18 protein-coding genes are annotated in these 12,912 nt (G+C 45.3%); 11 read left to right on the top strand and 7 right to left on the bottom strand.

Going from position 1 to position 12,912, the window contains the following annotated elements:
• Positions 1 to 15: 15 nt before the first annotated feature.
• The 7 genes from murA to CSH92_RS05845 are packed head-to-tail and all read right to left on the bottom strand — an operon-like array spanning position 16 to position 4,608.
• Positions 16 to 1,275, bottom strand: coding sequence for a UDP-N-acetylglucosamine 1-carboxyvinyltransferase (murA, locus tag CSH92_RS05875; RefSeq protein ID WP_100656676.1), 1,260 nt, complete (start codon positions 1,273 to 1,275; stop codon positions 16 to 18).
• 12 nt (positions 1,276 to 1,287) lie between these two features.
• Positions 1,288 to 1,545 (bottom strand): BolA family protein, encoded by a 258-nt coding sequence (locus CSH92_RS05870; protein ID WP_100656675.1) that lies wholly within the window; start codon positions 1,543 to 1,545, stop codon positions 1,288 to 1,290.
• Between the two features lie 30 nt (positions 1,546 to 1,575).
• Positions 1,576 to 1,890: an STAS domain-containing protein gene (locus tag CSH92_RS05865; RefSeq protein ID WP_100656674.1), complete on the bottom strand. Its 315-nt coding sequence runs from the start codon at positions 1,888 to 1,890 to the stop codon at positions 1,576 to 1,578.
• Between the two features lie 3 nt (positions 1,891 to 1,893).
• Positions 1,894 to 2,511, bottom strand: coding sequence for an MlaC/ttg2D family ABC transporter substrate-binding protein (locus tag CSH92_RS05860; protein ID WP_240612751.1), 618 nt, complete (start codon positions 2,509 to 2,511; stop codon positions 1,894 to 1,896).
• Between the two features lie 44 nt (positions 2,512 to 2,555).
• The gene (gene mlaD, locus CSH92_RS05855; protein ID WP_100656673.1) at positions 2,556 to 3,023 is read right to left on the bottom strand and encodes an outer membrane lipid asymmetry maintenance protein MlaD; all 468 of its coding nucleotides are present in this window, start codon (positions 3,021 to 3,023) and stop codon (positions 2,556 to 2,558) included.
• Between the two features lie 8 nt (positions 3,024 to 3,031).
• The gene (gene mlaE, locus CSH92_RS05850) at positions 3,032 to 3,811 is read right to left on the bottom strand and encodes a lipid asymmetry maintenance ABC transporter permease subunit MlaE (protein WP_420807493.1); all 780 of its coding nucleotides are present in this window, start codon (positions 3,809 to 3,811) and stop codon (positions 3,032 to 3,034) included.
• Positions 3,808 to 4,608, bottom strand: a complete 801-nt coding sequence (locus tag CSH92_RS05845) for an ATP-binding cassette domain-containing protein (RefSeq protein WP_100656672.1) — start codon at positions 4,606 to 4,608, stop codon at positions 3,808 to 3,810. The genes mlaE and CSH92_RS05845 overlap by 4 nt, the downstream gene beginning before the upstream one ends.
• A 320-nt stretch (positions 4,609 to 4,928) precedes the next feature.
• Between CSH92_RS05845 and CSH92_RS05840 the strand changes: the two genes are divergently transcribed.
• From CSH92_RS05840 to CSH92_RS05790, 11 genes are all read left to right on the top strand, one after another.
• On the top strand, positions 4,929 to 5,885 hold the full coding sequence (locus CSH92_RS05840) for a calcium/sodium antiporter (RefSeq protein ID WP_100656671.1): 957 nt from the start codon (positions 4,929 to 4,931) through the stop codon (positions 5,883 to 5,885).
• A 3-nt stretch (positions 5,886 to 5,888) separates the two neighbouring features.
• Complete coding sequence (locus CSH92_RS05835) at positions 5,889 to 6,854, top strand: KpsF/GutQ family sugar-phosphate isomerase (RefSeq protein WP_100656670.1); 966 nt, start codon at positions 5,889 to 5,891, stop codon at positions 6,852 to 6,854.
• Positions 6,854 to 7,408, top strand: coding sequence for a 3-deoxy-manno-octulosonate-8-phosphatase KdsC (gene kdsC, locus CSH92_RS05830; RefSeq protein ID WP_100656669.1), 555 nt, complete (start codon positions 6,854 to 6,856; stop codon positions 7,406 to 7,408). Before CSH92_RS05835 ends, kdsC begins: the two co-directional genes overlap by 1 nt.
• The gene (gene lptC / locus CSH92_RS05825) at positions 7,405 to 7,977 is read left to right on the top strand and encodes an LPS export ABC transporter periplasmic protein LptC (protein WP_100656668.1); all 573 of its coding nucleotides are present in this window, start codon (positions 7,405 to 7,407) and stop codon (positions 7,975 to 7,977) included. The genes kdsC and lptC overlap by 4 nt, the downstream gene beginning before the upstream one ends.
• A gap of 1 nt (position 7,978) precedes the next feature.
• On the top strand, positions 7,979 to 8,578 hold the full coding sequence (gene lptA, locus CSH92_RS05820; RefSeq protein ID WP_100656667.1) for a lipopolysaccharide transport periplasmic protein LptA: 600 nt from the start codon (positions 7,979 to 7,981) through the stop codon (positions 8,576 to 8,578).
• Positions 8,578 to 9,303 (top strand): LPS export ABC transporter ATP-binding protein, encoded by a 726-nt coding sequence (lptB, locus tag CSH92_RS05815; protein ID WP_100656666.1) that lies wholly within the window; start codon positions 8,578 to 8,580, stop codon positions 9,301 to 9,303. The genes lptA and lptB overlap by 1 nt, the downstream gene beginning before the upstream one ends.
• Before the next feature lie 71 nt (positions 9,304 to 9,374).
• Positions 9,375 to 10,859: an RNA polymerase factor sigma-54 gene (locus CSH92_RS05810; protein ID WP_100656665.1), complete on the top strand. Its 1,485-nt coding sequence runs from the start codon at positions 9,375 to 9,377 to the stop codon at positions 10,857 to 10,859.
• A 27-nt stretch (positions 10,860 to 10,886) separates the two neighbouring features.
• Positions 10,887 to 11,174: a ribosome hibernation promoting factor gene (gene hpf, locus CSH92_RS05805; RefSeq protein WP_100644515.1), complete on the top strand. Its 288-nt coding sequence runs from the start codon at positions 10,887 to 10,889 to the stop codon at positions 11,172 to 11,174.
• Between the two features lie 43 nt (positions 11,175 to 11,217).
• Positions 11,218 to 11,661 (top strand): PTS IIA-like nitrogen regulatory protein PtsN, encoded by a 444-nt coding sequence (gene ptsN, locus CSH92_RS05800; RefSeq protein ID WP_100656664.1) that lies wholly within the window; start codon positions 11,218 to 11,220, stop codon positions 11,659 to 11,661.
• Positions 11,662 to 11,698: 37 nt separating this feature from the next.
• The gene (gene rapZ / locus CSH92_RS05795; protein ID WP_100656663.1) at positions 11,699 to 12,544 is read left to right on the top strand and encodes an RNase adapter RapZ; all 846 of its coding nucleotides are present in this window, start codon (positions 11,699 to 11,701) and stop codon (positions 12,542 to 12,544) included.
• Positions 12,545 to 12,552: 8 nt separating this feature from the next.
• Positions 12,553 to 12,828, top strand: a complete 276-nt coding sequence (locus tag CSH92_RS05790) for an HPr family phosphocarrier protein (protein WP_100656662.1) — start codon at positions 12,553 to 12,555, stop codon at positions 12,826 to 12,828.
• Positions 12,829 to 12,912 lie beyond the last annotated feature (84 nt).

Raw genomic sequence — 12,912 nt, 5'->3', positions numbered from 1 at the left:
CTTAATAGCGCGTAGCTATTCTGCTACGCGCTCAATGATGGCACCTAAACCACTAAGCTTTTTTTCAATCGACTCGTAACCGCGGTCAAGATGATAAATACGATTAACTGTGGTTTCGCCTTCAGCCAGTAAGCCTGCGATAACAAGGCTTGCAGAGGCGCGAAGATCAGTTGCCATTACTGGCGCGCCCCGCAAATTAGAGCGCCCTTTAGAAACTGCGCTATTGCCCTCAAGTGCGATATCGGCCCCCATGCGATGTAATTCTGGTACATGCATGAATCGGTTTTCAAAGATAGTCTCGGTAATTACCCCTGTGCCTTCGGCAATGCAATTTAAGGTGACAAATTGCGCCTGCATATCGGTCGGAAAGCCAGGGTGAGGGGCGGTCTTCAAATTGACCGCTTTGGGGTGTTTGCCCGCCATATCCAGCTCAATCCAATCAGACCCTGTGGTAATTGTTGCTCCCGCTTGCTCAAGCTTATCGATGACGGCATCAAGCGTTTCTGGAGCCGCGTTGGTGCAGCGTACTTTGCCACCACTGGCTGCTGCAGCCACTAAAAATGTACCGGTTTCTATGCGATCGGGTAACACTCGATGAGTACCGCCGTGTAAAGCTTCTACCCCTTGAATACGGATATTGTCGCTACCTGCGCCTTCGATCTTTGCGCCCATGCGATTTAGGCAAACAGCTAGATCAACAATTTCGGGCTCTCTGGCGGCGTTCTCTAGAATGGTCTCGCCATCGGCTAATGCAGCTGCCATCATCAGATTTTCTGTGGCACCGACGCTAACAATATCCATAAAAATACGCGCGCCTTTCAAACGGCCATCGACGTGTGCGCGAATATAGCCCTCTTCTACGGCGATTTTTGCGCCCATTTTCTCTAATCCGGCTAAATGCAGATTGACCGGACGCGCACCAATTGCACAACCGCCGGGTAGGGATACATTTGCTTTTCCATGTTTCGCTAACAGTGGGCCTAATACTAGTATGGAAGCACGCATAGTGCGCACCAGCTCATATGACGCGGTGATGGAGTTTAGCGTGCTCGCATCGAGTTTAACGCTATCAGTCGCGCGGTCCACGCTAACACCGAGTTCAGCAAGTAATGCCAGACTGGTGTTAATATCGCGAAGGTTTGGCACATTGGTGAATGTACACGGATGATCCGTTAACAAACACGTAATAAGCAGGGGCAGTGCGGCATTTTTAGCACCAGAAATAACCACCTCTCCGTGGAGTGGAGGGCTCTTTTTTATAACCAATTTATCCATTGAAACTCTATTCTAACCGGGCAAATTGAACAAACGTTCACGTTGCCATTGTTGGGTATTAAAGGTTTTAATCGTCACGGCGTGTAAGGTCCCGTCAGCGATGAGTTCTTTTAACGGGGCATACACGTATTGTTGCTTTTTCACGCGGCTAAGCTCGTCAAACACATCTCCAACGGCAATGACTTTAATGTGCGAACCTTCACTTTGTACGTGGACTTCAGAAAGGTTGAGTGCTTCTTTTAATAAAAGTTCGATTTCTTCGTTGGTCATGCGATCTCTACAAACTTAATAACTTAAGCGCTATTCTAACGGTAAAAGCGGGGAAGCGTCGCTGATTTTTGCAAGATTTAGCAATTCTTTGGGGGGATCCTGTAATTTCGCGGCAATACCTGCGTTTTTTGCATCACGAATAAGATTCAACAACCACGCAAGCCCGGCACTATCAATACGAGTGACGTTTCCTAATGCTATGTATATCGTTGATTGCTTTTGCAGCTGCAATAAAGTTTCTTTGCTGGCGCTCGGCCACCAGTCTTTATTCAGCGTATACATGGTTAAATCACCGGAAATTTGCAAGGTGTTGCCACCTTGCACAGCTATGGAGTAGGGGGTCATGAATTAACTTTCTTTAGCCTGTAAAACGATCGGTTTCTCGATAGTGTCGCGCATGATGGCGATAACTTTCTCAATCCCATCTTGGCGCAAAATAGACTCAAATTCACTGCGCTTACTGGAAATCAAACTGATACCCTCTGCCACCATGTCATAAGCCCGCCATTCGTCAGACTTTTTGTTTTTGCGCACCATGAAAGCGACTTTTATGTCCGGTCTGTCGTCATCTTTGATTAATGCACGAACCGTGACTGTCTTCTTGTCGTCCCATTCACCAGAAGGTTCAAATAAAACCTCCTGATCATCATAATAACCCATTGCAATCGCATAACTGGTGATCAAATACTCGCGAAAGACCTGTACATATTCACCTAGCTTGTCTTCGGGGACGGAACGAAAATGCTTACCAAGCACCATAAACGCGGCAAATTTATAGTCGATGTACGGCAGTAATTCTTCTTCCATAACCTTGCGTAGTTTTTCAGGATCTTGCTTAATGTCCTGTTGTTCACGTTTGATCCGGTCAAAGGTTTTAGATGCTACGTCCTTTACCATCGCGTAGGGATCTGTCGCTTCGACGTTGGCGAGGGCACTGGCAGAGAATAAAATGCTCGCGGAGAGCAGCCCGATCAACCAATTTTTCACTATAATTACTCCTAGGTTATTTGTTATTCACTGTCTCGGCTGAAAAGAAACTGACCAATAAGGTCCTCGAGTACCAGTGCTGATTTAGTATCTTCGATGAAATCACCGTCACTCAGGTTTTCGATATCGCCAAACGAAAATCCAGGTTGTAGCCCTACATACTGCTCGCCTAAAAGCCCTGAGGTTAATATTGCTACCGAAGTGGTTTCTGGGAAGTTGTTATATTCTTTACTAATAGTTAACGTTACAACAGGAGTGAAATCGTCTGCATCTAAACTAATTGACTCGACGCGACCCACGGTAACTCCGCCAACCTTAACTGCGGAACGCTCCTTCAATCCGCCAATATTATCAAACTTGGCTTTTAGCACATAAGTTTCGCCATTTGCCTGCATTCCCTGATTGGCAACTTTAAGCCCCAACAATAACAATGCGGCAAGTGTCAATAAGACAAACATTCCGACCAGTAATTCTGTTTTGCGCGTTGTCATTTTTTCTCCTACTCAATGCCAAACATGAGTGCTGTTAACACAAAATCCAAGCCTAATACGGCGAGAGAACTAAATACTACGGTTTCCGTGGTAGCTTTGCTGATACCTTCAGACGTTGGTACCGCATCATAGCCTTTGAAAATGGCGATCCAGGTAACAACTAAAGCAAATACGACACTCTTGATAATGCCATTCACAACATCAGCTTGCCATTCGACCGTAGCTTGCATAATTGACCAATAGCTTCCTGCATCAACGCCTAGCCAATCGACCCCAACTAAATGGCCGCCCAATATCCCCACAGCACTGAAAATAACGGCAAGCATCGGCATTGCAATGACACCGGCCCAAAAACGGGGCGCGACTACTCGACGCAGCGGGTCAACCGCCATCATCTCAAGACTACTTAATTGTTCAGTCGCCTTCATTAAGCCAATTTCTGCCGTTAGCGCGGAACCTGCGCGTCCAGCGAACAATAATGCTGTTACTACCGGCCCTAACTCGCGTAGTAACGACAGTGCAACCATAGGGCCGAGACTGCCTTCCGCGCCATAATCCACTAATATGGTATAACCCTGTAAAGCCATGACCATGCCGATGAACAAGCCTGACACGATAATGATTAACAGAGACTGAACGCCCACCACGTAGACTTGTTGAATAGTCAGGCGGATATTTTTAAATTGCGGTAACGCAAATATGGCACCAAATAACATCAAGCCGGCGCGGCCAGAAGCACTTATCTTAGCTAAAGTGTTATGCCCGATATCGGCAATCCAATTTATCATGCTTGCTCCCCAAACAATTGGGATTCTAGGCTTGGCGCTTTAAAATGAAATGGCACAGGGCCATCGGCGTTGCCTTGTAAAAATTGCTGTACCAACGCAGACTCACTTTGTTTAATTTCGGTGGGTGTGCCTTCGCCAATAATACGCTGTTCCGCCAATATGTAGACGTAATCGGCAATGGTAAGCACCTCGGTTACATCATGAGTAACAACGATACTAGTGACGCCTAATGAGTCGTTGAGGGCGCGGATCAACTTCACCAAAACACCCATTGAAATAGGGTCTTGTCCAGCAAAGGGTTCATCAAACATGATTAATTTCGGGTCCAGAGCGATGGCTCGCGCAAGCGCCGCTCGGCGCGCCATGCCGCCTGACAATTCTGCCGGCATTAAATGTGCAGCACCTCTCAGCCCAACGGCTTGCAGTTTCAGTGCAACTAAGGTTTCGATCACTGACTCGGATAACTGAGTGTGCTCACGCAAGGGAAATGCGACATTGTCGAACACTGAAATATTGGTGAATAGCGCACCACTTTGAAACAGCATACTCATATCACGACGTAACTCAAATAACTTGGAGCGCGAAAGGCTATGTACGTTTTTACCATCGAATTCGACAGTGCCGGCATCGGGGGTTAATTGCCCACCAATGAGCTTAAGCAGCGTGGTTTTGCCGATACCGCTGGGCCCCATAACCGCAGTTATTTTGCCACGCGGGACCTCTAACGAAATACCATCATAAATCGTCCGGTTACCACGGTTGAAAGTCATATTGTTGATTGAAACTAAATTATCCATGCCTGCCTTGAATGAATGGCGCCATTAGTGCTCGTCGATAGATTCGACTATGTAGCGATATTTTAACGGTTTTCAAGTTGTTCGAGCAAAGTTAAAAAGTAACAACATATATCCGAAAATTTCGAAACATAATTGGCGCCACTTCTTTTCCTGTATAAAAGCTGCGCCATATCCCTACTATTATACCCATACAGACCGCAGAAAGTGGCATAGAGTTGCGAAAGATTGAAAAAAATTAATCCAAGTCAGCGGTATACACTAGGCAGTGCAGCAAATTTTTGCGATCATTCGATTAATTCAAAAGCAACTGACAGTGCTTCATGCTGAGTAGTGTAGTCATTTTTATCATTGGTATCGCAATCTTAAGTTGGGCTGCCGATCGTTTCGTTTATGGGGCCTCAGCATTGGCTCGCAACAGTGGTGTTTCACCAATGATGATTGGGCTTACTATCGTTGCCATGGGATCTTCTGCGCCAGAAATTGTGGTTTCAATCATCGCTTCGCTTAATGACAATCGGAATACGGCTGTAGGAAATGCGTTGGGCTCAAATATTACCAATATCGCTCTGGTTCTAGGAGTCACGGCCCTCATCAAACCGCTTGTGGTTAGTTCATTGACTGTGAAGCGAGAGATGCCGATTTTGTTGCTTATTTGTGTTGTTGCATCCTGGTTTATTTATGACCAAACGCTAAGCAGAGCGGAGGGTATTGCACTAACCATTGGGTTGATTCTGGTATTGTTTGGAATGGCTTATTTGTCAGTAACAACCAAAAAGAACGATCCGATACACCATGAAACTGATGATGAAATCCCCAAAGGAGTGCCCAACCTGCACGCGTGGTTATGGGTACTGTTAGGTATGACGTTACTCCCTGCCAGTGCGCATTTTATTATTGCATCAGCCACTGAGATTGCCGCTTATCTGGGCGTAAGTGAATTGGTAATCGGCCTAACTGTTATCGCGCTAGGTACTAGTTTACCCGAGCTAGCTGCGAGCATAGCCGGTGTGATGAAGAATGAACATGATCTTGCATTGGGTAATGTCGTGGGTTCGAACATCTTCAATTTACTCGGTGTGTTGGCTATGCCCGGTTTGATCACGCCGGGTATCATTGAAGCTCAGGCAGCGGAGCGCGATATTTTCGTAATGTTGGGCCTCACGGTGTTATTAATCGTGTATAGTTTCGATTTGCGCGGTCGACGCCGGATTAATCGATACGAAGCATTTTCTCTTGTTGCTGCGTTTTTTGCCTATCAATGGGTACTATTTGGATAAACCATGACAGATTTTATTGCCTCCGGTAAACGAGTTGTAGAGATTGAACAGCGAGAGCTTACCGCATTGGGAGAGCGTATTAATGGCGAGTTTGCCAAAGCTTGTGAGCTCTGTTTAGGTTGTACTGGCAAAGTTGTGGTTAGTGGAATGGGAAAATCTGGCCATATCGGGCATAAGATAGCAGCTACCCTTGCTAGTACAGGAACACCAGCCTTTTTTATGCACCCAGGCGAGGCAAATCACGGCGATTTGGGTATGTTAGGCACTAATGATGTGCTTTTGGCTATTTCTAATTCTGGTGAATCGGCCGAATTGTTAAGCATATTGCCCGTGGTAAAACGTTTGAAAATCCCAATCATCGCAATGACCAATAGTCGCGAAAGTAACCTCGCCAAACACGCCGATGTGATGCTCGATATCCATGTCAATGAAGAGGCTTGCTCATTAGGCCTTGCGCCCACTACCAGTACAACAGTCACATTGGTTATGGGCGATGCGCTTGCGGTTGCTTTGCTCGATGCCAAAGGATTCACGTCTGATGATTTTGCCTTGTCGCACCCAGGGGGCAGTTTAGGTCGTAAACTATTGCTTAAAGTCAGTGATATAATGCTAGCTAGCAATCAACTCCCGTTGGTAAATCCTGAGCAAAGCATTTCTACCGCATTGCTAGAAATCTCGCGCAAAGGATTGGGGATGACTGGAGTGCAAGATCAACAAGGTAAACTTGCGGGTATCTTCACCGATGGGGATTTACGCCGTATTTTAGACAGCCGTATTGATATTCACACTACGCCGGTCGGTGAAGTCATGACCAAAAATGGAGTTACTGTTACTCCCGACACGTTAGCAGTAAATGCATTAAATTTAATGGAACAGCATAAAATCAGTGCAATGTTTGCTGTTGATGGTGACCGTAAACCGATTGGGGCATTCAACATGCATATGCTCCTGATGGCCGGAGTATTGTAATGCAGAGCGTTGAGACCTTGTACGGTGCATTACCACAAGATATCTACACGGCCCTAAGTCAGGTTCGCTTATTTGTGTGCGATATTGACGGTGTGTTTTCCGATGGGCGCATCTACTTGGGGAATCAGGGCGAGGAGCTCAAGGCCTTTCACACCCGAGATGGATTTGGTTTCAAAGCATTGCAGCGGATTGGTATTAAAACTGCTGTTATAACTGGGCGTGAGTCTAAAATCGTAGAGCAACGCATGCGCTCGTTAAACACCAATTTTATTATTCAAGGGCAGGAAAACAAGGCTCAAGCTTTACAAGACATTCTAACATCGACGCAATTAGCCCCAGAGCAGGTTGCCGCCATTGGTGATGATGTGCCAGATTTAGGTCTGTTTGCATTGAGCGCTGTTCCTATCGCAGTCGCCGATGCGCATCCTTTAGTATTGAAGCAAGCTCGTTGGATAACCTCTTCAAGAGGCGGTTTTGGCGCTGTGCGTGAGGTCTGTGATGTGCTTCTTCAAATTCACGGCCACCTTGATGACATAACTGGAGCTAGCGTGTGAATAGGCTAGGCTACAGTATTTCAGCATTGTTTATTTTAGCGTTAGCGACTTATATTCCAACGTGGTTGAAAGAGGATTCTGTAAGCACCGTGGGCAATGAAGAAGACGCCTACAAACCGACCTATCAAGCCAAAAACCTGCGCAGCGCAATCTATGATGAGTCGGGTAAACTTAGCCATCGTATTTTTGCGCAACAAATGGAGCACTTTGAGCAGCTAGGTTTTGTTTACTTTAAGCAACCCCAATACACCATATATATGGAAGATGAAGAGACGCCATGGCAAGTCACGGCGGAAGAAGGCACGTTGTATGATGATAATCGCATCCAACTTGAACGAAATGTGACCATTCGGAGTCTGAGTGACGATGAATTCGTAAAAACTATTGCAACAGAGTTCCTTCAAATAGACTTAACGACTAAAATAATGACATCGGATCAAGCGGTCACCATTGTAGGTGAGGATTACCAAATACAAAGCGATGGATTGAATGCGGATCTCACCAACAAGACTTATGAATTGCAACAGCATGTCCAGACTGTATATTCTCCTTCAAACAAGGCCCTTTAGTATGCTGCTTCCCCTTTATTATCTCGTCAACCGATTCTCGATTTCAGGTGCCTTGCGCGGCACCGCTTGGGTATTGAGCTTCAGCCTTTTATCAACACTCGCTTTGGCAGGTCAATCTGACTTTAGTCAGCCCATCAAAGTAGACGCAAAAAGCCAGTTTGTGGATGGTAAGAATAAAACCTCAATTTTTAAAGATGACGTGCACATAACGCAAGGCTCGATGGAAATACATGCGGATGAAGTTGAAGTAATTGCGACTGATGGTGAAGGCAGAGAAGTATTTATTGCTCGCGGGCAGCCTGCCATGTACGCACAAAATATGGATGATGGGAGCCGAGTAACAGCGCAAGCGAATTCGATTACCTATGCCGTATCGTCACGCGCCATAACTTTAGACGGTGCTGCACAGTTGGTGCGTGATAGCAGTATGGTGCAAGGCGATTTGATTCAGTTTGATATGGAAAAAGAACAACTTCTAGCAGAAAGCAATGATAACGATGAAGAGCGTCGGGTTACCACCGTTTTTCGCCCGGAAACGTTTAAAGACATCCAAGAAGATGAGCCAGAAGAAGATCAACCGCAACAGGAAGAACCGCGATAATGGCAACGTTGATCGCCAAGAACTTAGCGAAGTCTTATAAGTCTAGGCAAGTCGTTAGAGACGTTAGTCTGAGCGTAGATAGCGGGCAGATAGTTGGCTTACTGGGGCCTAATGGCGCAGGGAAAACTACTACATTTTATATGATCGTGGGCCTCGTAGCATTGGATCATGGGCGCATATATATTGACCAGTCCGAACTCACTGTGCTGCCAATGCATGAGCGGGCGCGACAGGGTATCGGCTATCTACCACAAGAAGCGTCTATTTTTCGTAAGCTAACTGTTCTCGAAAATATCATGGCAATTTTGCAAACCCGAAAAGAGTTGACGACGATTCAGCGAGAACAAGAGGCGGATGCCTTACTTGATGAGTTCAATATCAATCATATTCGCAATAGTCTTGGCATGAGTTTGTCAGGTGGTGAAAGGCGTAGGGTTGAAATCGCCAGAGCTCTAGCCGCCAATCCACAATTCATCCTACTTGATGAACCTTTTGCCGGGGTAGATCCCATCTCAGTTAACGACATTAAAAAAATTATTCAGCATTTGTGTGAGCGTGGTATCGGTGTCTTGATCACCGACCATAACGTCCGTGAAACCCTTGATGTTTGTGAAAAAGCATACATTGTTAGTCATGGAGAGTTAATTGCTTCAGGCACAGCTGACGAGGTTTTAGCGAATCAAAAAGTTAGAGATGTATACCTCGGTGAGCAATTCAGGCTATAGTTAACCTAACAACGATTATTTGTTCAAAGTAGAGTGTGTCAACACATGGTGTGGGAAGTAAAGAGCAATAAATGAAGCCCTCGTTACAACTTAAATTTAGTCAACAACTTACGATGACCCCACAGTTGCAGCAAGCGATCAAGCTGTTGCAACTATCAACACTCGACTTACAAACTGAAATTCAAGAGGCGCTTGATTCAAATCCATTACTTGAGCTAGAAGAGGGGCACGAGCCGGATAGCAATAGTGATTTGCAAACCAATAGCAAAGAAAAAGAAGAGCCAACGGCGAATTCCAGTGATGACTCGCTAGAAAGTGGAGACGCTCTGGAAAAAGCAGAGCTGCCGGATGAACTTCCTATCGATAGTACTTGGGATGAATATTACAGTGCTTCATCAGCGCCAGCTCCAATGTCTTCAGGCAGTGACGACGATCAGGTTTTTCAAGGCGAAACCACCGACAATATTCAAGACCATCTGTTATGGCAGATGGACCTGACACCATTTAGCGAGGTCGATCGTGCTATCGCGATTGCAATTATCGATTCAATCGATGAATCAGGATATTTGACCTGTTCTGTCGATGACATTCTTTCCAGTGTGAATGATGACGATGTCACTGAAGAGCAGATTGAAGAAGATGAAGTGATGTGTGTGCTCAAGCGCATTCAGATGTTTGATCCCATAGGTTCAGGCTCCCGCACTCCGCAGGAATGTTTGTTGGTGCAGCTTAATCAATTTGCACCAGACACACCGTGGGTATCCGAGGCCAAGCAAATTCTCATCGAATTTTCGGATCTGTTAAGCAGTAAAGACTATCGAACTTTGATGCGTAAAAGCAGACTAAAGGAAGAAGAGTTAAGAGAAGCATTACGTTTATTGCAAACGCTGAACCCGCGTCCAGGCAGTGCACTTATTACTAAAGAGCCAGAGTATGTCATTCCGGATGTTTCTGTGAGTAAGAAGAATGGCCGTTGGCATGTTGAGCTGAACCCTGACAGTTTGCCGAAACTAAGTATCAATCAGCAATATGCAGCGATGAGCCGAAACGCCCGTAACAGCAGTGATTCACAGTTTATTCGTTCGCATATGCAAGAGGCAAAGTGGTTTATTAAGAGTTTAGAAAGTCGTAACGAAACCTTGTTGAAGGTTGCTAATTGTATCGTGCAACAGCAAATTGGATTTTTTGAGCATGGGCCAGAAATGATGAAACCCATGGTATTAAATGATGTGGCTGAAATGGTGGATATGCATGAATCCACTATTTCACGGGTTACAACGCAAAAATATATGCATACCCCTCGCGGCATCTTTGAACTGAAGTACTTTTTTTCTAGTCACGTTGCGACAGATGGTGGTGGAGAATGTTCCTCTACGGCAATACGTGCACTAATTAAAAAACTGGTGGCAGCAGAAAAACCTAGCAAGCCACTCAGTGACAGCAAGATTGCTCAATTGTTGGCGGACCAAGGCATACAGGTGGCCCGTCGGACAATAGCAAAGTACCGAGAATCGCTTGCGATTCCCCCGTCCAATCAACGTAAGAGTTTACTTTAATAGCTCGAACAAGAAGGAAGACGATATATGCAAATTAACTTAACTGGTCACCACGTTGATATTACCGATTCGCTACGCAATTACGTCGACACCAAGTTTTCCAAGCTGGAACGACATTTCGATCATATTTCCAATGTTCACGTTATATTGAACGTGGAAAAGTTAAATCAAAAGGCAGAAGCAACTGTGCATCTTAGTGGTGCAGAGATATTTGCATCTTCGGAAGATACTGACATGTATGCAGCGATTGATAGCATGATAGATAAGCTTGATCGTCAGGTCATCCGGCATAAGGAAAAGCTGAAAAAGCATTAAAACGATCCTCTCCGTTTGGAGATTTGGAGCAGTTTAATAAATCATGAACCTACAAACAATTTTAAGCACGAACCGCACGCAATGTGCGGTTCAGTGTAATAGTAAAAAACGAATTCTTGAAATCATTAGCCAACTAGCCGCGGATAATAACCCTGACATAGACCATGACAAAGTACTCGCTGCGCTGATGCAACGTGAACGCATGGGGAGCACCGGCATTGGCAATGGAATTGCGATCCCACATGGGCGTTTGGCCGGGTTGAGCAACGTCATGGCGATTGTAGTGACTAGTGAACCGGCTATTGATTTTGATGCTATCGACGACAAACCGGTAGATATTTTTTTTGCTATCCTGGTCCCGGAAGAACAAGCTGAGGGGCATCTACAAACCTTGGCAACTGTCGCTGGAAAGTTGGCTGACAAGGAGCGGGTCAAATTGATCCGTAAGGCGCAAACTAGTGATGAAATCCTGCAAGCTTTAGCCTAATCTGTACTTATAACTTTTAGGGAATTGATACGTACGCATGAAACTTATTATTGTCAGTGGTCGCAGTGGCTCAGGGAAATCAATTGCACTGCGTGCTCTGGAAGATTTGGGTTACTACTGTGTTGATAACATTCCAGTTAATTTGTTACCTACTCTCACTCACGCAGTGGTTGATGAATATGATCTGGTTGCAGTCAGCATTGATGTTCGAAACTTACCTAAAGACCCTAACGAACTAGTCGAAATTCTCAACTATCTCCCAGATGCCTGGGATATGAATATTATCTATTTAGACGCCAGTGATGATGAGTTAGTCAAACGCTTCAGTGAGACCCGTCGTTTACATCCACTCTCGAAGGAAAATCGTTCGTTATCAGATGCGATAATCGCCGAAAAGCAGTTACTGGCGCCAATTGCAGAGCGCGCGGACCTTTATTTAGATACGGATAAATTATCTGTACATCAGTTGGCTGAACTTATCCGAGAACGAGTATTAGGTAAGAAAAGTTCGCGCTTAGTACTGGTTTTTGAAAGTTTTGGGTTTAAGTATGGCATTCCCAAAGATGCAGACTATGTTTTTGATGCCCGTTTCTTACCGAACCCTCATTGGGAACCCGATCTTAAGCATTTAACTGGCTTAGATTCCCCTGTGGAGCAATTTTTAGGCTCGCAACCGATAGTCACTAAGTTTGTGTGGCAAATTCAGAATCTAATTTCTACATGGTTGCCTCATTTAGAGCGCAATAATCGCAGTTATGTTACTGTGGCGATTGGGTGCACTGGCGGGCAGCATCGTTCTGTATACGTGACTGAATGCTTAGCGCGCACATTTCAAGACATTCATCCCGATGTGCAAATCCGCCATCGCGAACTCAATCGCTAGGACTCCTTATGGCGCGTATTGAACAGTCGGTAACCATCGTCAACAAGTTAGGTTTGCATGCGCGCGCGGCGACGCAGTTGGTCACTCTTGCGAATCAATTTGACGCTACCATTACCCTCAATAAAGATGACAAAAGCGCGGATGCGAGCAGCGTTCTTGGCCTTATGATGTTAGAGAGCCATCAAGGAGAATCTGTTGATATCGTTTGTGAGGGCAGTGACGCTGAACAGGCATTCGCCGCAGTCAAACAACTCATCGATGGCAAGTTTAACGAAGAAGAATAGAAATTACCGATAGTTACTGATCATTATTTGTCCGTAATTTTGCCTCTTTTAGGGATTTTGAACTATTCTAGTGAATAGATAGTT

The sequence above is a fragment of the Neoalteromonas flava genome, assembly GCF_002807685.1.
Taxonomy (GTDB): domain Bacteria; phylum Pseudomonadota; class Gammaproteobacteria; order Enterobacterales; family Alteromonadaceae; genus Alteromonas_E; species Alteromonas_E flava.
The sequence above is the reverse complement of the archived record's forward strand: the minus strand, read 5'-3'. Positions and strand labels throughout refer to the sequence as shown.

Bases quoted from the DNA above. Each gene is read 5' to 3' on its own strand.
- lptB (WP_100656666.1), top strand. From the start codon at position 8,578: ATGGCAACGTTGATCGCCAAGAACTTAGCGAAGTCTTATAAGTCTAGG.
- CSH92_RS05835 (WP_100656670.1), top strand. From the start codon at position 5,889: ATGACAGATTTTATTGCCTCCGGTAAACGAGTTGTAGAGATTGAACAG.
- CSH92_RS05840 (WP_100656671.1), top strand. From the start codon at position 4,929: ATGCTGAGTAGTGTAGTCATTTTTATCATTGGTATCGCAATCTTAAGT.
- rapZ (WP_100656663.1), top strand. From the start codon at position 11,699: ATGAAACTTATTATTGTCAGTGGTCGCAGTGGCTCAGGGAAATCAATT.
- hpf (WP_100644515.1), top strand. From the start codon at position 10,887: ATGCAAATTAACTTAACTGGTCACCACGTTGATATTACCGATTCGCTA.
- CSH92_RS05810 (WP_100656665.1), top strand. From the start codon at position 9,375: ATGAAGCCCTCGTTACAACTTAAATTTAGTCAACAACTTACGATGACC.
- CSH92_RS05865 (WP_100656674.1), bottom strand. From the start codon at position 1,890: ATGACCCCCTACTCCATAGCTGTGCAAGGTGGCAACACCTTGCAAATT.
- kdsC (WP_100656669.1), top strand. From the start codon at position 6,854: ATGCAGAGCGTTGAGACCTTGTACGGTGCATTACCACAAGATATCTAC.
- mlaD (WP_100656673.1), bottom strand. From the start codon at position 3,023: ATGACAACGCGCAAAACAGAATTACTGGTCGGAATGTTTGTCTTATTG.
- CSH92_RS05870 (WP_100656675.1), bottom strand. From the start codon at position 1,545: ATGACCAACGAAGAAATCGAACTTTTATTAAAAGAAGCACTCAACCTT.
- CSH92_RS05790 (WP_100656662.1), top strand. From the start codon at position 12,553: ATGGCGCGTATTGAACAGTCGGTAACCATCGTCAACAAGTTAGGTTTG.
- CSH92_RS05845 (WP_100656672.1), bottom strand. From the start codon at position 4,608: ATGGATAATTTAGTTTCAATCAACAATATGACTTTCAACCGTGGTAAC.
- murA (WP_100656676.1), bottom strand. From the start codon at position 1,275: ATGGATAAATTGGTTATAAAAAAGAGCCCTCCACTCCACGGAGAGGTG.
- lptA (WP_100656667.1), top strand. From the start codon at position 7,979: ATGCTGCTTCCCCTTTATTATCTCGTCAACCGATTCTCGATTTCAGGT.
- ptsN (WP_100656664.1), top strand. From the start codon at position 11,218: ATGAACCTACAAACAATTTTAAGCACGAACCGCACGCAATGTGCGGTT.
- mlaE (WP_420807493.1), bottom strand. From the start codon at position 3,811: ATGATAAATTGGATTGCCGATATCGGGCATAACACTTTAGCTAAGATA.